13 protein-coding genes are annotated in these 17,352 nt (G+C 38.7%); 7 read left to right on the top strand and 6 right to left on the bottom strand.

Going from position 1 to position 17,352, the window contains the following annotated elements:
- Positions 1–31: 31 nt before the first annotated feature.
- Positions 32–841, bottom strand: a complete 810-nt coding sequence (locus ACH30E_RS01900; protein ID WP_490823421.1) for an energy transducer TonB — start codon at positions 839–841, stop codon at positions 32–34.
- A gap of 21 nt (positions 842–862) precedes the next feature.
- Entirely contained in the window at positions 863–1,957 is a 1,095-nt protein-coding gene (locus ACH30E_RS01895) for a PAS domain-containing sensor histidine kinase (RefSeq protein ID WP_490823419.1), read from the bottom strand.
- Between the two features lie 127 nt (positions 1,958–2,084).
- Between ACH30E_RS01895 and uvrB the strand changes: the two genes are divergently transcribed.
- From uvrB to ACH30E_RS01875, 4 genes are all read left to right on the top strand, one after another.
- The gene (uvrB, locus tag ACH30E_RS01890) at positions 2,085–4,124 is read left to right on the top strand and encodes an excinuclease ABC subunit UvrB (protein WP_490823418.1); all 2,040 of its coding nucleotides are present in this window, start codon (positions 2,085–2,087) and stop codon (positions 4,122–4,124) included.
- 133 nt (positions 4,125–4,257) lie between these two features.
- Positions 4,258–4,824: a lysophospholipid acyltransferase family protein gene (locus ACH30E_RS01885; RefSeq protein ID WP_490823417.1), complete on the top strand. Its 567-nt coding sequence runs from the start codon at positions 4,258–4,260 to the stop codon at positions 4,822–4,824.
- A gap of 20 nt (positions 4,825–4,844) precedes the next feature.
- On the top strand, positions 4,845–6,485 hold the full coding sequence (locus tag ACH30E_RS01880; protein WP_490823416.1) for an AMP-binding protein: 1,641 nt from the start codon (positions 4,845–4,847) through the stop codon (positions 6,483–6,485).
- Positions 6,486–6,558: 73 nt separating this feature from the next.
- The gene (locus tag ACH30E_RS01875; protein WP_294989745.1) at positions 6,559–7,467 is read left to right on the top strand and encodes an OmpA family protein; all 909 of its coding nucleotides are present in this window, start codon (positions 6,559–6,561) and stop codon (positions 7,465–7,467) included.
- A 79-nt stretch (positions 7,468–7,546) separates the two neighbouring features.
- On the opposite strand, the gene ACH30E_RS01870 is transcribed toward ACH30E_RS01875, so the two are convergent.
- The gene (locus ACH30E_RS01870) at positions 7,547–8,230 is read right to left on the bottom strand and encodes a hemerythrin domain-containing protein (protein ID WP_294989742.1); all 684 of its coding nucleotides are present in this window, start codon (positions 8,228–8,230) and stop codon (positions 7,547–7,549) included.
- 316 nt (positions 8,231–8,546) lie between these two features.
- Between ACH30E_RS01870 and ACH30E_RS01865 the strand changes: the two genes are divergently transcribed.
- Positions 8,547–10,850, top strand: a complete 2,304-nt coding sequence (locus ACH30E_RS01865; protein ID WP_490823415.1) for an ATP-binding protein — start codon at positions 8,547–8,549, stop codon at positions 10,848–10,850.
- Here ACH30E_RS01865 and ACH30E_RS01860 read toward each other — a convergent pair.
- Positions 10,844–11,533, bottom strand: coding sequence for an alpha/beta fold hydrolase (locus ACH30E_RS01860; RefSeq protein WP_490823413.1), 690 nt, complete (start codon positions 11,531–11,533; stop codon positions 10,844–10,846). The two genes, ACH30E_RS01865 and ACH30E_RS01860, sit on opposite strands and share 7 nt — an antisense overlap.
- A gap of 292 nt (positions 11,534–11,825) precedes the next feature.
- Between ACH30E_RS01860 and ACH30E_RS01855 the strand changes: the two genes are divergently transcribed.
- Positions 11,826–12,899, top strand: coding sequence for a cytochrome-c peroxidase (locus ACH30E_RS01855; protein ID WP_490823412.1), 1,074 nt, complete (start codon positions 11,826–11,828; stop codon positions 12,897–12,899).
- A gap of 121 nt (positions 12,900–13,020) precedes the next feature.
- A complete protein-coding gene (locus tag ACH30E_RS01850; RefSeq protein WP_490823411.1) occupies positions 13,021–15,483 on the top strand; it encodes an outer membrane beta-barrel protein in 2,463 nt (820 codons plus the stop codon).
- 43 nt (positions 15,484–15,526) lie between these two features.
- On the opposite strand, the gene ACH30E_RS01845 is transcribed toward ACH30E_RS01850, so the two are convergent.
- Positions 15,527–16,423, bottom strand: a complete 897-nt coding sequence (locus tag ACH30E_RS01845) for a helix-turn-helix domain-containing protein (protein WP_490823410.1) — start codon at positions 16,421–16,423, stop codon at positions 15,527–15,529.
- Positions 16,424–16,494: 71 nt separating this feature from the next.
- On the bottom strand, positions 16,495–17,226 hold the full coding sequence (locus tag ACH30E_RS01840) for a murein L,D-transpeptidase catalytic domain family protein (protein WP_294989725.1): 732 nt from the start codon (positions 17,224–17,226) through the stop codon (positions 16,495–16,497).
- Positions 17,227–17,352: the final 126 nt, after the last annotated feature.

Here is a 17,352-nt window from a genome sequence, read left to right as displayed (position 1 = left end):
TGCAAAAAGAACTTAACTCATTGATTTTCAATTAATAAATAGAGTGGGTTATATTCTGTTTATGTCGATAAAGCACATTTTTGCCGTTTTGACTGGCTGGTTTCCAGCGTGGACTTTCTTTAATAACCCGTAGCGACTCCATGTCTACGGACCATTCAATGGACCGATCAATAAATAAGTCGGTAACCTTACCCTCAGTATCAATTGTAAAGAGAACAACAACAGTTCCCTTACCCCCGTTACCTACAACACTTTTGAAACGCTCAGGTGTTTTGAGGTTTTTTTCGAGGTAGCGTGTCCAGCCCTGAATACCACCTTTAAATTCAGCAGGAGTTTGAACAACCGTAACTTTTTTTGCTTCAACAGTATCTTTTTTCGGGGCATTATGATCTTCAACGGTTCCATCAGCATAAAAAGTTTTTTGACTGACATAGTCTTTTGTCCAAACACGTTTGCCCTTATCAAATAATACGCTCATGGTTAATTTTCCATCAGCAGCTTTAAAGTCCCAGTATCTGTCTTTTTTGCCATTACTTACCATTCCCAAACTGTCTACCAGGCCTTGTTCATTATACCAAACAAAACGACCATGTGGTATTTCCAGTTTTTCGTCTTTATAGGTTTCACTTTTAACCATCGGACCAAACAACCGGTAAAAGCGACATACATAAGTAGTGTCGTTCTCTTTTACACGATGCATAAAATAGGTTGCGAGATTAATATTATTAATGGGTGACCAATCTTCCCGAAAGGCAAAAAAAGCTTCTTTTCCATTTTGTGCATAACCGATAACACTACTAAAAATCAGTAAACACAAAATTGCACACCTTGATTTTAGCATAAATATTTATATAGGTTAAATTTATTGATGGGGAAATTTAATGATAAAAGAAGTTCCCTTATCTGGCTCACTATTTACGGTAATTGCACCACCCATGCTAGTAATGTGGTGGTGTAAAAGGTATAAACCAATGCCTTTGCTGTCTTTTTCATCATGAAACCGTTGCTGCATCCCAAAAATGCGGTCTTTTACTTTATTCATATCAAACCCACGGCCATTGTCTGTAAAACTTAAAAGAAGCTGATCATTTTCTATCCAACTATGAAGTTCAATAAGTGGTTGTCTGCCAGGAAATGCGTATTTAATAGCATTTGTAATCAGGTTTAGGAAAATACTTTCTAAATAGGAGCGATTAAAATGTATAACAGGTAATGAAGCAAAATCTGTTCTAATCTGTGCTTTCGAGTCGGCAATTAATGTTTGAATTGACTGGGTAACTTTTTCAAACACTTCTTCCAAACGAATATCTTCTTGTTCAATTCTTACATGTTTGTTTGTACTAATAAGGTCAACATATTCGTTCAGTGTTTCTTTCAAGCGTTCAGTTCCTAACCTCAACATAGCCAGAAAACGATGCACTTCTTCGTCTTCAATAGTTCTATTGCTTAACAGGTTAAAAACGTTGAGCATATTGTTCACCGGCGATCTTAAATCGTGTGAAGTAGTGTACGATAATTGTTTTAAATCTGTATTTAGCTTGTTTAGTTCGGTAATTAATTTATTACGGTCTGCTTCTTCAGATTTTTTATGACTGATATTTTTGGCGATGGCATAAACCAGTTCTTCTTCAGGTACGGGCATGGAAGTCCAGGAAAGCCAAACAACTTCTCCCGTTTTCGTGATATATCGGTTTTCGAAATGCAGTAATGGCTCGCCTTGAATTAATTCATTCCGATAACGGGCTGTTATTTGGCGATCATCGGGGTGAATAAAACTCGAAATGGCAGAAGACATCAATTCTTGCTCCGTAAATCCAAGGGTTTTACAAACAGCGCTGTTTATTTTTCTGAAATATCCGTCATATCCGGCAATACAAAATAAATCAGCAGAGAGTTCGAAAAAATGTTCGAGGTTATAAACAACTGAAACAGTTTTTTCATCAGAAGCAGGGTGCATACAACACAGATATTTAATATCGTTCTTAACTAAAGTAAATATACAAAAGAGGATTACTTATTTCATAAGTTTTCCTTCAGCCATAATAATTAGGCAGTAACTTTATGATCTTTTCAAGTAACCAGTTATGCCTTTCAAATTACATTCATCCTACCAGCCGGCAGGCGATCAGCCTTCTGCCATTGCCCAACTTACTGACGGTATTTTGAATGGAGAGCAGTACCAAACACTATTAGGTGTTACGGGCAGTGGTAAAACATTCACGATGGCCAATGTTATCAATAATGTACAAAGGCCAACCCTGGTACTTACCCATAATAAAACACTGGTAGCGCAACTGTATGGAGAATTTAAACAGTTCTTTCCAGATAATGCAGTGGGTTATTTTGTTAGTTATTACGATTACTACCAGCCCGAAGCATATATGCCGGTTAGCGATACGTATATTGAAAAAGACCTCAGCATAAATGAAGAACTGGATAAACTGCGCCTGCAAGCTACTTCTCAATTATTAAGCGGAAGAAGGGATATTATAGTAGTAGCTAGTGTAAGTTGTATTTATGGCATGGGTAACCCTACAGAATATGAAAACGGAATTATCCGGATACATAAAGGACAGGTAATTTCCCGTCAAGGATTTTTACACCAACTGGTGAATGCATTATACAGCAGAAGTCAGGAAGAATTTAAAAGGGGAACATTCCGTGTTAAGGGAGATACTATTGATATTAACCTTCCTTATGTTGACTTTGGTTACCGTATTAGTTTTTTTGGTGATGAAATAGAAGAAATAGAAAGTATTGAAACAGCAACCAATAAACGCATAGGTTTAATGGATACTGCTGCAATCTTTCCAGCCAATCTATACCTGGCACCCAAAGACATGATTCAGCAGGTGATGAGTGAAATACAGGATGAAATGATGGCCCAGGTAGAATATTTTAAAAATATCGGAAAATTTATCGAGGCCCAGCGATTGAAAGAAAGAGTAGAATTTGATTTAGAAATGATTCGGGAACTTGGTTATTGTAATGGTATAGAAAACTATTCCCGTTTTTTTGACCGAAGAAACCCTGGTACCAGACCATTTTGCCTGTTAGACTATTTCCCAAAAGATTTTCTGTGTGTGATTGATGAAAGTCATCAGACCATTCCACAGGTAGCTGGTATGTATGGCGGCGACAGAAGCCGGAAAATGGTGTTGGTGGATTATGGATTCCGGCTACCTAGTGCTATGGATAACCGTCCGCTGAATTTTCATGAGTTTGAATCGCTTGTTGGACAAACCGTATTTGTTAGTGCAACTCCCGGCGACTATGAACTGGAAAAAACGGGAGGTGTTGTTGTGGAACAAGTGGTGCGTCCCACGGGCTTATTGGACCCTCCCATTGAAATACGCCCAAGTGTAAACCAAATAGATGATTTGTTGGATGAAATCGATAAGCGGGTAAAAAAAGGAGACAGGGTATTGGTAACAACACTTACCAAGCGGATGGCAGAAGAAATGGATAAATACCTGGGCCGTATCAATATCAAATCAAAATATATCCATAGTGATGTTGATACGCTGGAACGTGTAGAAATATTACGTGACCTTAGGTTGGGTGTTATTGATGTATTGGTTGGTGTTAACCTGCTCCGTGAAGGATTGGATCTTCCCGAGGTTTCATTGGTAGCTATTCTCGATGCTGACAAAGAAGGATTTTTGAGGAATGAAAGATCATTAACCCAAACCGCCGGAAGGGCAGCAAGAAACGTGGACGGACTGGTTATCTTTTATGCAGATAAGATGACGGAAAGCATGCAAAGAACCATTGATGAAACAAGTAGAAGAAGAGAAAAGCAGATAGCCTATAATATTACCCATAATATCACCCCAAAAACAGTGATCAAAAGCAAGGAACAGGTATTTGCCCAAACATCAGTGTTAGATATTAAAGGATATGACCCATCAAATCCATATGCTTTACAACAAGAACAACAATTAATTACCGCCGCAGCCGAAGAGCAGATAGAATACAAAACCATTCCACAAATTGAAAAAGCCATCGCTTCAACCAAAAAACAGATGGAAAAAGCTGCCCGCGACCTCGACTTCATAGAAGCAGCCAGGCTGCGCGACGAAATGTTTGCGCTGCAGAAGAAATTTGAAAATTTGAAAATTTGAAAATGAAAGAGCCTTGGTTAATGCGATTATTTTATAATTATAACATAAAATAACATGGCCGCAGGCCCTTTAATCATTTTCAAATTTTCAAATTTTCAAATTTTCAAATTATCTTGTCTCCAACTGCTTGCCCATGAGACTACTCTGGAAACTCTACCTGTGGATGACGGGATGGAAGATTCAGCCTGATTTCCCGCATCATATTCCTAAATATGTCATTATTGTTGCGCCCCATACCAGCGCCTGGGATTTTATCATTGGTTTGGCAGTACGCAGTGTACTAAGACTACATCATGTTAAATTCCTGGGTAAGGCAGAATTGTTTCAGGGGAAATTTGGTTTTTTCTTTCGCCGTTTAGGTGGTTATCCTGTTGACAGGTCGAATAAGCACAATATGGTAGATCAAGTTGTTTCATTGTTTAACCAACACGAAAAATTTGTATTGGCACTATCGCCGGAAGGAACGCGCAAAAAAGTAGACCGTTTAAAAACGGGCTTTTATCATATCGCCAAAAAAGCGGGAGTGCCGATCGTAATGGTAGCATTTGATTTTGGTAAGAAGCAGGTTTATTTTGATCAACCCTTTTATACGACGGAAGATGAGGAAGCAGACTTTAGAAAAATCCTTCGTTTTTATGCACCTGTTCAGGGAAAAATAGCAGAACAGGCTTTGACACACTTGCAACCTCCAACAACTTAATCATCCATCAAACGCCGGCTATGTACTATCCAAATATTGTAGAAAAATTTTGTCAATACGAGTCTGAAAAACCTCAGCAATTGTTTTTGGCAGAACCTGTAAAAGGTACTTATCGAACATTTACCTGGGAGGAAGCTGGAAATCAGATTCGAACAATGGCCGCAGCATTAAATGCCATGGGATTCGGTAAAGATGATAAGGTGGCAATATTGAGTAAAAACTGTGCACACTGGATCATGGCAGATTTAGCTATTGCAATGGCAGGTTGTGTTTCAGTACCGTTATACCCTAACATCAGTGCAGATACTTTACAAGAAATAATTTTACACAGTGAAAGCAAAGCCATTTTTACTGGCAAACTTGATCAGCCGGAAGAAATAAGGAAAGGTGTACCAAACAATCTTACACAAATTAGTTTCCCTTTTTATCCTAACCATGGTTGTTTGAATTGGGATGAACTGGTAGAGGCTCATGAACCAATAAGAAATATTCCTAAACTGGACCCACAGGCATTAGCCTGTATAGTTTATACTTCAGGAACAACTGGTCAATCGAAGGGGGTGATGCATACTTTTCATGCAATGGCATTTGCAGTTGATCAATTCTTAATGAATTTTCCAGACATCAAAACAGAAGTTTTCTTTTCTTATTTACCACTCTGCCATGTTGCGGAAAGAATGCTGGTAGAATGCGGAACTATTTTTACCGGAAGTACGGTTTATTTTGTAGAGTCAATAGATAGTTTTGCAGCAAACCTTGCCCACACACAGCCAACCGTATTTTTAGCTGTACCACGTATATGGGAAAAAATGCAAGAAGGAATCCTCAAAAAAATTCCCCAAAAGAAACTCGATACACTGCTAAAAATTCCACTTGTATCCTCACTCATTAAAAAGAAGATCAGGAAGAAATTAGGCTTGGGGAAAGCAAGACATATTTTCACCGGAGCATCGCCGATTAATCCCGCTTTATTATACTGGTATGCTAAACTTGGCATTATTATACAGGAAGCGTATGGTATGACAGAAAACGTAGCACTTTCACATGTCAATAAAAAGCACCATGCAAAATTTGGAACGGTGGGCCAGCCATATCCTTTGGTGGAAGTTCGATTAGGGAAAGACAATGAAGTACAGGTAAAAAGCGATGCCTCTATGTTGGGTTATTATAAAGAACCTGAACTATCAGCATCCTGTTTTGAAGACGGTTACCTGAAAACGGGCGACGAAGGTTCAATTGACGAAGAGGGGTTCTTAACCATCACTGGAAGAATCAAAGACCAGTTTAAAACAGGGAAAGGAAAATATATTACCCCGGCACCCATGGAGAATCAATTATCAGCACATGAGTACCTGGCCCAGGTATGTGTGGTTGGTTCCGGACAACCAGCAGCAATGGTTTTGTGTACTTTGAGCGAACAGGCGAGTGGACTAAATCCCGAACTATTGGCAACAACGCTCCTAAATTTATTGAACGAGGTGAATCAAAAAGTTGAACACCATGAACAACTGGCCCGGATTATTATTTGTAAAGAAGAATGGACGATTCAAAACGAGCTTTTAACCCCTACACTAAAGATTAAAAGAAAAAATATAGATGCGCGGTATAGTAGTCAATATGCAGACTGGTATAAGGCCGAAAGCATCGTTATTTTTGAATAGCATAGCATTTTTTCTTCTTGTGCAATATTTTGGTATGGTTTTTCGTTGTATAGCTGGATAAAAATGTAGAGCTATGAAAACCAATCATTTCATCGTGGCAGTGGCGTCGTCTATGCTGCTGTTTTCATGCGTAAGTACCAAGAAATTTAAAGAATCTGAGGCAAAATATACCCAGTTAAGCGGAGCCTATCTTGATATGCAGGGCAAATACCGCGAATTACAGGATCAGATCAAAGACCTCGAAAACCAACTGGCAAAATCAAAAAGTCAAAACAGCGAGCTTAACACCCGTAAACAGGCGCTTGAGGAGCAATTGGCTGATCTGAATAAACAAATCGATTTCTTAAAACAAAACAATACCACTGTTTTGAATCAGTTGAAAGACCTTTCTGTAGTAACAGGAGCTCAGGCTGAAAGCATCAAGAAATCACTTGAGAACATCGGTGCAAAAGACCTTTATATTAAAGACCTGCAGGGTTCAATTGCCCGTAAGGATTCCCTGAATATGGCCCTTGTTATGAATTTGAAAGGTGCTATAGGGAACCTTAATGATGAGGACATTAATATCAAAGTAGATAAGGGAGTAGTATACGTTGATATTTCTGATAAACTTTTATTTAAAAGCGCAAGCTATGAAGTAACCGACCGCGCAAAAGAAGTGTTGGGTAAAGTTGCTAAAGTATTGAATGCACAACCTGAAATTGAATTCATTGTTGAAGGTCATACAGACTCAGTTCCCATTAAAACCAATGGAATTCTGGACAACTGGGATCTGAGTGTTAAACGTGCTACAACGGTTGTACGTATTTTACAAGATACTTATGGTATAGATCCAAAAAGGATGACTGCAGCAGGAAGAAGCCAGTATATTCCATTGAAAGATAATGGCACCGCTGAAGGTAGAGCGGCTAACCGCAGAACAAGAATCGTTATCCAGCCAATGCTTGATCAGTTCTTTAAACTGCTCGAAACAAAGCAATAATAGCTTACTTACTAACCGACCATATACCAGAGAGGCCCTCCATTTGGGGGCCTCTTCTTATTTATACAGTTGAATAAGCTTATACCAACTCTACCAACAGAGCTTCCTGTATTTGCTGAAGTTGTGCATTCGGTAAAGCACTCGATGCCAGCGACATCATATTTTCAAATACAAAAGGAGGCGCCATTTGCTGAATGGTTTTAAACCAATCAATGATTTCGTGCGTTGCCAATCCTTTTAACATCCAATAGCTGTAACGGGCATTTTTTTCCGGCGGAATATCAGCAAGTATTTCATTCGTCATCTGATGTAACTGATCATCCGTAAAATGTTGCCATAAAAGATTTTTAATAATCACTTCTTCCATATTCATATGGCTGAGGTTAAACGCGGTAAACTCAGCAAGTGAAAATTGCAATTGGCGACCTGCAAAAACCTTATCCGATTGTTTTGATGCTGCTTCATATTGTTCGATACATCCTTGTAAATGGGTAGCCAGTATATGGTCTTTTTCATGTTGTTTTTCAAAATCGGCTACCACATCTGGTGCCTTTGATTCAATTAAACTGAAAACTTTAGTATCTTCTGTATGCGCATGACTTTCAAATAGCCAAATAAGTTCTTTAATTGATAAGATTAATTTTTCTGATTCTTTATCATCTAAAAAATCAGTCTGCTGAACTTGTAAAGAATTATGATAGAGCATGGCGCGTAGACCCTGGTGTATCATGTGAAAGGGATTGTAACGTGTTTCGTGTTTCATACTAAGCTTTTATAGATTGAAAGGCAAATCTGAAAGAAATATCAGCGCAGCAAAACCACATAAGAATGTGGTTGAGGATCAATGGTAATAAGGAAAGCTAGTCGGCATTATACTTACAGGAGTGAAAAGAACAAATTTTACAAGGAAAGCTGTTGATTAATTCGGAACTTCGCAAAAGTTTTAAGTAAATTTAAAGCGAAAGCATTGTAACACTTGCGGTTAACCTATACGTAAGCAGATGAAACTGTATCCAAGATCCCAAAACCTTCTAATAAAGGGTTTTATTTTTTTTATTGTCCTGAGCCTGACTGCCAACATGTATGCGCAAAAACCTTTGGCAGCTAAAGGAATTATTGACCTTCGATCAACAGATTTATCAAAACAAACAATAGCACTGGATGGAGAATGGGGTTTATGTTGGCAACAACTTTGTGAGCCAGGTAAGCCAGATGGTAAAATGACAGGTATGATCCCCTTTCCGAAAAGATGGGATGATACACTAATTAGTGGAAAACATATTTCAGCTAAAGGATACGCATCGTATATGTTAACTGTTTTGATGCCAAAAGGGGCAAAAAACATAGCACTCGATGTTCCTGATACTTATACCAGCTATAAACTTTTTGTTAATAATGACCTCTTTGTACAATCAGGTGTGCCTGGTATTTCTGCTGAAACAACCATTCCTCATTGGCAACAGTTTACCCGTGAAGTTTCAATTACAAGCGATACCTTAAAATTAATACTTCAGGTTGCCAATTTTCAGCACTCTAAAGGAGGTCCTTATAAATCAATTCTGATCGGAAATAAAGAAACACTTTTCAGGGAAAGAGAAAAAAACAATGCCCTTGATTTTATTTTAATGGGTAGTATCATAATGTGCGGGCTATTTTTTTTCGGTCTCTACTTTTTTGGACGCTATGATCGAACCATACTCTATTTTGCCTTATTCTGTATAACCTACAGCTATCGTATAGTAGGTTCATCTCAATATGCACTGCATAGTATTATTGGAAATGTTTCATGGATTGTTACGGTACACCTGGAATACCTTTCGCTATTCATCAGTGTAATATTCTTTACTCAGTATACCCAGAAGCTATATCCAAAAGATTCAAATAAATATATTACAGCCATTGAAATGTGGGCCTGTATTATACTCTCGCTAATTACCATCATATTCCCACCTTCCGTGTTCACACAGTTGATCAATCCTTTTCTGGTGGTAATGTTTTCCGTAATTGCTTACACGTTTTATGTTTATATAATTGCTTATAAGAAAAAAAGACTCGGAGCTGGATATGCATTATTGAGCACTGGAGTTGTAATGCTGGTTTTTGTAATCATTAACCTCCAGTATTTTGGTTTTGTTGCGCCACAAAAAGAAGTACTGTTTTTTGGTTATATCGCATTCTTCTTCCTGCAATCCTTGATACTTTCTTATCGGTATTCTTACCTTCTGAACAAAGCCAAGCGGGAAGCAGAAGAAGGATTACTTGCCAAGAGCGATTTTCTGTCGAATATGTCGCATGAAATCAGAACACCTTTGAATTCCGTGATTGGTCTGTCTCATATTTTATTAGAAGATAACCCAAGACCAGATCAGAAAGAACAGTTGAATGTGTTACTGTTTTCTGCTAATAACCTGCTTACAATTGTAAACGATATACTTGATTATAATAAAATCGAAGCTGGTAAAATTAACTTCGAATACATCGATATGGACTTGGTAAAAGTGTTTCAGGATATTTTATCCGGATTGAAAACACTGGCTGCCGAAAAAGATATTGAGCTGATCCTCGAAAAGGACCCGGCATTTAATACCCGAATTATTTCTGACCCCACGCGCATAAGCCAGGTGGTTGGAAATCTTTTACAGAATGCCATTAAGTTCACCAAAAAGGGACATGTGAAGTTGGTGATTAAGCAGGAGAAAATGAATAAGCAACACGTAACGCTTACCATTAAAGTAGAAGACACGGGAATAGGTATTGCCGCCGAAAAACAAAAACTCATTTTCGATCGCTTTACTCAAGCCGATACATCAACTTCAAGAAGCTTTGGCGGAACGGGATTAGGACTGGCTATCTGTAAAAAAATACTTGAGTTACAAGGCTCACAGTTACAATTGTCTAGTGAAGCTGGAAAAGGATCGGTATTTTTCTTCACACAAACCTTCCCTGTTTCACAGGCATTTTCATTTACCCAGGAAGACCAGCAACCAGTTGTTGAAATTGAAAAGGGAAGACCATTGAGTGGTGTTTCAATGTTGATGGCTGAAGACAATGAACTCAATGTTCTTGTGGCCAAAACCTTCCTGGAAAAATGGGGGGCAAATATTGATGTTGCTGTAAATGGAGAAGAAGCAGTAAAAAAATTAAATCCGGACATACATAAACTGGTACTTATGGATATGCATATGCCAGTTATGGATGGTTATGAAGCTATTTCCATCATTCGTTCAAAAGGAATCAATATACCCATCGTTGCGTTAACCGCCAGTCTTCCATCGGAAGTGGAAGAAAAAGCCAGAAACCTGTCCATCAATGGAATTGTAACCAAACCTTTTGAACCAGATGATTTTTTGAAATTGCTGATAAAAATTCTACATCGTCAGTGATGAAAGAAATTATTTAGTTGTTCCACTAACAAACCAATATTTACCTGTTCAATTGGATGAGGGGTACCTTGTAAAATGAAGATAGAACCCTGTTGTAGGCATTGCTTTGTTGCTTCTGTTTCTTCTATACTAACCATATTGTCTTTTTGGCCAATGAGTAATAAGACTGGCAGATCGATTTTTTGTAAAACATCTTTGGTCAGAAGCGGATTGTTGCCAAGCCCCGTCAGCATTGTAGCAGTATTATTTAATAATAGCTTCCAATAATCTTTGCCATGTCTGGTTGCGAGTATCTGCGCAAATGCAGGCACTTTTTCTTCAATGGCAGATGGGTTCAACATCTTTACTTCCTTAGCAGCAATTTCAGGAGTCCAGTTAAATTTGGTTCCCAAAGTGCATACTTTTTTAAATATACCAGGATACTTTGAAGCAAGGAAAAGCGCAACATATCCACCCATGCTATAGCCAAAAACTAGGAGTTTACCTAAACTATGTTCCTGAATATATTGATATACTTCTTCTCCAAACTGCTCTATTGAAAACTGATTGGTTGACGACTTTCCGCCATGTCCGGAAAAATTAATACTATGTACTTCGTAACCGGCTAAAGAAAGCTGATCGCGTAATGGATACAATTGTTCCTGCGAACCGATAGCGCCATGGAGTAAAAGGACCTGTTGCATAAGTCAAATATATCAACAGTGTTTCAATCAGCGGTTACAGGACTCCTTGGAGAAATGGCTTTAAGCTACAAGCCGCAAGCTGCAGGCTGCAAGCCAGAACTGTCCGGGGAAAATAGGCTGCGAGCTATTCCAAGAGAATCATTCTGACTAGCCTCTTGCCTTGCTTGCAGGCTGCAGCTTGTAGCCAATTCTTCCTGCTCAAATAATATCAGATGCAAAATTTTTGTTAAGGCCGAAGGGTTTGCGGCATTCATGCTTCTAATGAATAATGTTATAACCTAATAGCCTGCAGATGAAAACAAAAATCAGCCTGTTTATCATTGGAATAAGCGTACTGTTTCAGTATTGCTCGAGTAAAGAAACTGCAGCGCTAGTTACGAATACCGGACCTAACGAAACGAATACAAATTCAAATACTGCTCAAGCACCTAGTTTACCCGCAACACCCTATAGTTATGCAAATGTTGGTCTCCCCTCCCATATAGCAACGGCCCTGGCGCAACAGGATAATACACCTGTCGATAATCCGGTAACAGATCATGGGGCAACTTTAGGAAGGGTTTTATTTTATGATGTAAAGTTGTCGAAAACAAATACCATTAGCTGTTCCAGTTGTCATCAGCCATCATTATCTTTTTCAGATTCTGCTGTAAAAAGCAAAGGTTTTGCTGGCGGTTCAACAGCACGTCATTCCATGTCTTTGCTGAATCTTCGTTTCTATAAATCTGGTAAAATGTTTTGGGATGAAAGAGCAGCCAGTTTAGAACAACAGGTTTTAATGCCTATTCAAGACATGACTGAAATGGGTTTAACGCTTGATGAATTACAGCAGAAGGTCGCGGCACAAACATATTACCCCGCACTGTTTCAAAATGCATTTGGTACCACACAGGTAACAAGTGACCGGATTGCAAAAGCATTGGCTCAGTTTTTACGATCTATTATAACTACCCAATCAAAATATGACCAGGTGAAACAAGGACAGGCTCAATTTACCCCGGATGAAGCTGTTGGCGAGAATTTATTTTTGAATGCCGGTAATATAACCTGCGCTAGTTGTCATGCCCCGCCCATGTTTATTACTTCTTCTCCTGCTGCACCATTTGGATTGGCGGACCCCACTGATCAGGGAATTAATGGAACAAGAGCGTTTAAATCGGGATCACTCAGAAATGTAGCCAATACAGCGCCTTATTTTCATAATGGATCTATAAGCAATTTGCAAAATATGCTGGCAGGAGCGAATAACCCAATTCCACAACATACGGTTGCTCCGCAAGACAGGCAACGTTTACTTGCTTTTATGCAAACCCTAAGCGATGTAACCAGTATTCAGCAGGAAAAATTTGCCAACCCCTTTAAGTAATGTAAAAAACTGACAGCGTTATCTACGAAAACATCCGTTGAATAGGCTTGTTTAACTGTTCAACAGAATATGGTATCCTACTCTTTTGCCGGAACAGATATTTGGTTGATAAACGGATACTATGAGAAAAATTTACCTGTTTTTGGTATGCTTTGCATTGCTCTTTGCTAATGGTTATTCGCAAGTTCAGCGTGTAGGTAAAATTACCCTTACAGTTCAAACTGCACAATCAACAGGGGTTGAAAATGCTACTGTTGAATTATTAAGGGCCAGGGATTCTGGATTAGTGAAAGCAGCTATTTCTGACAAAACGGGATTGGTGTTATTTGATCAGCTTTTAATGGGCGAATACCGTATCAGGATATCAGGGGTAGGATTTACTACATTGATTACTGCACCAATTATAATTACCGCACAACAACCAGAGCAGCTTGCAGGTCCGTTTCAATTAACACCCGCACCCACATCGGTAAGTGAAGTAACCGTTACCAGCCGTAAACCATTTATTCAGAAACTTACCGACAGAATTGTAGTAAACGTTGAAAACAGTATTGTGAGTGCAGGAAGCTCTGCACTAGATGTGCTTGAACGATCTCCAGGGGTTACCGTGGACCAAAACGATGCGATTGGCTTAAGAGGAAGACAGGGGGTGATAATAATGATTGATGGAAAGCCTACGCCTATGACAGGTGCAGACCTTGCCAATTACCTTCGCGGACTTCCTGCCAACACCATTGACAGAATTGATATTATCACCAATCCATCTGCTAAATATGATGCTGCTGGTAATTCAGGTATAATAGACATCCGGATGAAAAAAGACCAGCGAATGGGAACCAATGGAACGGTAACCATGGGTTATGGTCAGGGTGTTTATCCGAAATCGAATGCCGGATTAACTTTTAATCACCGCAATAAAAAAATCAATCTCTTTGGAAACCATTCCTATGGTTATCGGATGAACCTGAATCACCTGATACTCGATAGAAATTTTTATGACAATAACCAGGTTTATACCGGCGGTGACCTAAAAGACAATTACACCAAAACACCCGTACACTTTCATAATACGAGAGTAGGACTCGATCTGTTTCCATCCAATAAAACGATTATCGGTGCAGTGGTTAGTGCAAACTTTAATAAGATCGGCAGAAAAAATATAAATGGATCAGAAGTGCTAAACGCACTTCGACAAAAGACATCCACATTTCAAACCATTGCTACCAATAATGACCATGCTGAAAATGTAGTGGCCAATATTAATTTTAAACATGCGTTTAATAATAACGGTAAAGAATTAACAGCAGATGTTGATTATGGAGAGTACAATTCAGCCTCACTTTCACGGGTAGCCACAAAATATTTTAACCTCAGCGGAGGAAGTCTGCAACCCGATTATATTCTTGATGGCGATCAGGATGGTAAACTGATTTTAAAAACGGCAAAAGTGGATTATACAAACCCCTTAAAATCAGGAGGAAGAATTGAAGCCGGAGCTAAAACAAGTTATGTTTCTGCAGATAATGATGCGAAGTTCTACGACATGAGTAACGGTACTCCACAGGATGATGTTAATAAAACAAACCGTTTTAAATACAATGAATATAATAATGCAGCATACCTGAATTTTAATAAGGAGTTTAAAAAGTTCAGTCTGCAATTAGGATTACGAGGCGAACATACTAAAATCAATACCCATCAGATAAAAGGAAATATACGTTTCGATAGCTCCTATTTCCAGTTGTTCCCAAGCGCCTTTTTTAATTACAAGTTGAAAGATGATCATACTATCGGTGTTTCTGTAAGCCGAAGAATCGACAGACCAGGTTATTCGCAGTTAAATCCATTTTTGTTTTTGATAGATGTAACGACTTACTCAACAGGCAAACCGGGTTTATTACCACAGCTTACCTGGTCTTATGAATTGAGCTATACCATGAAGCAACTAAACTTTACACTGGGTTATAGTCATACAAAACAAAACCAGAATATTGCCATAGCACGCTTTAAAGACGTGTTTCCGAATATACCATCCGATGATAATGTAACCGTACAAATTCCGGTAAACCTTAGTTCTCAGGATTACTATGGTTTAACCGTTTCCGCACCGATACGCATAAACAACTGGTGGAATATGGTTAACAACGGAAATGTATTCTACAATCATTTTAACGGGAAGCTTGGAGGTACTACACTCAATAATGGTAAACCTGCATTTGATCTGCGTACGAATAATAGTTTTACCATTGGAAATGGATGGGTGAGCGAACTAAATGTAAACTACAACTCTGGGGGACAATATGGCTTTATGGTGCTTGATCCGCAATGGGGGTTGGCTTTTGGAATACAGAAAACGGTACTGAAAAGAAAAGGAACCATTCGTTTCAATATTACCGATATCTTCTGGACAAGCTTACCGAAAGCAGTGATAACCTATAATAACTACATCGAAAAATGGAGGGCATACCGTGAAACAAGGGTAGCGAACCTCACTTTTACTTATCGATTTGGTAAGAACACGGTACAAGCTGCAAGGAGAAGAGCAACAGCATCAGAAGAAGAAAGAAGCAGAGCGGGGAACTAACGATGTGAATTGTCAATGGTGAATGGTCAATAGGAGTGGTTAATCATTCACAATTAAATTGACCATTCACCATTGACAATTCACTCCTATGTTTACCATGAAGCTTTTCCAGTAATTTCAGGTGTGGCTGTAATTTTTTGATCGTATTTTTTTGCAGAAAGCTTCTCAAGTGTTTGTAAAAATGGCTATGGTCGTAATAACCATAGTCAGCACTTTTAAAACTCGCTGGATCGTTTACCAGGTGTTCAGTAGCTTTTCGTATGCGCATGATTTGTATGGCAGTTTTTGTACTGATACTGGTTGCGGTTTCAAAATAGCGTTGAAGGGTTCTGGAAGAAATTCCATATTGTTTGGCAAAATCTTCTACGGGTGTAATAAAGTCACGTTTGGTTTCGCAATGCGCCAGAATTTCAGAAACAATCTGAATAGGTTTAAGCGACCCCGAATATTGTTCGATAATATTTTTAAAATATGCTGTAAGAATAGCTACCCGCTCTTCAAAGTTTTGCGCTTTTTTTACTTTGGCTATAATACCTGCATCCATCAGGTAGCTAAGCGGAAAAATATATTCCCTGTATTCAGAGAAGTTTATTTTCTTTTCGAAGATAACCGGCGAAATCTTGAATTTAATACCAAATAGTTTATTTCCTGGCTGATGAAAGCATTCAATTGCCCGATGTCTGGGAAGGAAACCATCGGTTTTCATTTCAAATTTCTTATCACCTACCTGCATTACAAAAGGAGTTCCGAGGTTTAGCAGGTAAGTATATCCCGTATTCGGAAATAACGCGTCGGAAAAACCTTTGGGAAACTGATCCCATAAATCATCAAAACTGGTTTCCCAGAAAAAATCGATGAAATAGGAAATAGCATCATCCGCTTTCAGGCGTTGATAGTTTTGGTTGAAATGTTCTGTATGAAAAAATTCTACGTGTTGCACCTTAAACTAAAGGTAGACAGTTGGCAAGGGCAAAAACTTGTTAAAATATGATGTTCGGTTATTAGGAAGGATCAAATTAACTTAGACAGTTTTGAATAAACTTTGACCGGGGAATAAATGAAGAGACAGGACTTGTTTTCGATGGTTTCAATAAGTGCTTTATGAACCTCTTCCGGTATGGCGGGACAACCCTGACTTCTTCCCAGATAACCCTGCTGAATGGCAAAAGTTTCAGAAGCATAGTCTGCACTGTGTATTACAATACCCCTTTTCATGGCCTGGTCATTGATTCCTTTTTCCATTCCAATCAGTCGTAATGAATAACCATGTTTGCCAAAATAGGTAGATCCGGTTGTGTATAATCCTAAACTGCTTTGGTAGCTGCTGCTTTTATTGGAAAAATTTTTAGCCATCAGCTTTCCGGAATTTTTTCCGTGGGAAACATAGGTATGAAAGAGTAGCTTATCGTTTTCCAGGTCAATAACAAAAAAGCGCTTTTGTGTGGAAGGAAGGCTGAAATCAATTACAGAAATTACCGCATCATTGAAAAGCTTTCCGGTTTTCTGTAAATGTTTATACCCCTTAAGTGCGTATAAAAATGCTTCACGCGAAAGCCCCATTTTTTCCAGGTCCAGGTTTTCGTAAAGATCCAGTGTTTCATTATGAGAAGAATCGGACCGGCTGTTTAATACGATTGCTGTGTTGTTCTTTTTTTCAGAGAAAGCGGTTAAGCCAAATACAAGACAAAGCAGCAACAGACTGATGCCACCGAGAAAAAGCCTTCTTTTTTGAAATATTACCATACGCACATTTATCCCTTAACACATTGGGGGAGGGCAAAAGTACAATTGATTGCTAAAGGGTAAACAAATCAGCCAAAGCTTTAACAGGGCATTGATAGATAAAAAAATCCCGTCATGTTGAAATGA

Source organism: Sediminibacterium sp. FW305-C-61 (assembly GCF_058231065.1).
The sequence above is the reverse complement of the archived record's forward strand: the minus strand, read 5'-3'. Positions and strand labels throughout refer to the sequence as shown.

Bases quoted from the DNA above. Each gene is read 5' to 3' on its own strand.
- ACH30E_RS01880 (WP_490823416.1), top strand. From the start codon at position 4,845: ATGTACTATCCAAATATTGTAGAAAAATTTTGTCAATACGAGTCTGAA.
- uvrB (WP_490823418.1), top strand. From the start codon at position 2,085: ATGCCTTTCAAATTACATTCATCCTACCAGCCGGCAGGCGATCAGCCT.
- ACH30E_RS01840 (WP_294989725.1), bottom strand. From the start codon at position 17,226: ATGGTAATATTTCAAAAAAGAAGGCTTTTTCTCGGTGGCATCAGTCTG.
- ACH30E_RS01865 (WP_490823415.1), top strand. From the start codon at position 8,547: ATGTATGCGCAAAAACCTTTGGCAGCTAAAGGAATTATTGACCTTCGA.
- ACH30E_RS01860 (WP_490823413.1), bottom strand. From the start codon at position 11,533: ATGCAACAGGTCCTTTTACTCCATGGCGCTATCGGTTCGCAGGAACAA.
- ACH30E_RS01885 (WP_490823417.1), top strand. From the start codon at position 4,258: ATGAGACTACTCTGGAAACTCTACCTGTGGATGACGGGATGGAAGATT.
- ACH30E_RS01875 (WP_294989745.1), top strand. From the start codon at position 6,559: ATGAAAACCAATCATTTCATCGTGGCAGTGGCGTCGTCTATGCTGCTG.
- ACH30E_RS01900 (WP_490823421.1), bottom strand. From the start codon at position 841: ATGCTAAAATCAAGGTGTGCAATTTTGTGTTTACTGATTTTTAGTAGT.
- ACH30E_RS01870 (WP_294989742.1), bottom strand. From the start codon at position 8,230: ATGAAACACGAAACACGTTACAATCCCTTTCACATGATACACCAGGGT.
- ACH30E_RS01895 (WP_490823419.1), bottom strand. From the start codon at position 1,957: ATGCACCCTGCTTCTGATGAAAAAACTGTTTCAGTTGTTTATAACCTC.
- ACH30E_RS01855 (WP_490823412.1), top strand. From the start codon at position 11,826: ATGAAAACAAAAATCAGCCTGTTTATCATTGGAATAAGCGTACTGTTT.
- ACH30E_RS01850 (WP_490823411.1), top strand. From the start codon at position 13,021: ATGAGAAAAATTTACCTGTTTTTGGTATGCTTTGCATTGCTCTTTGCT.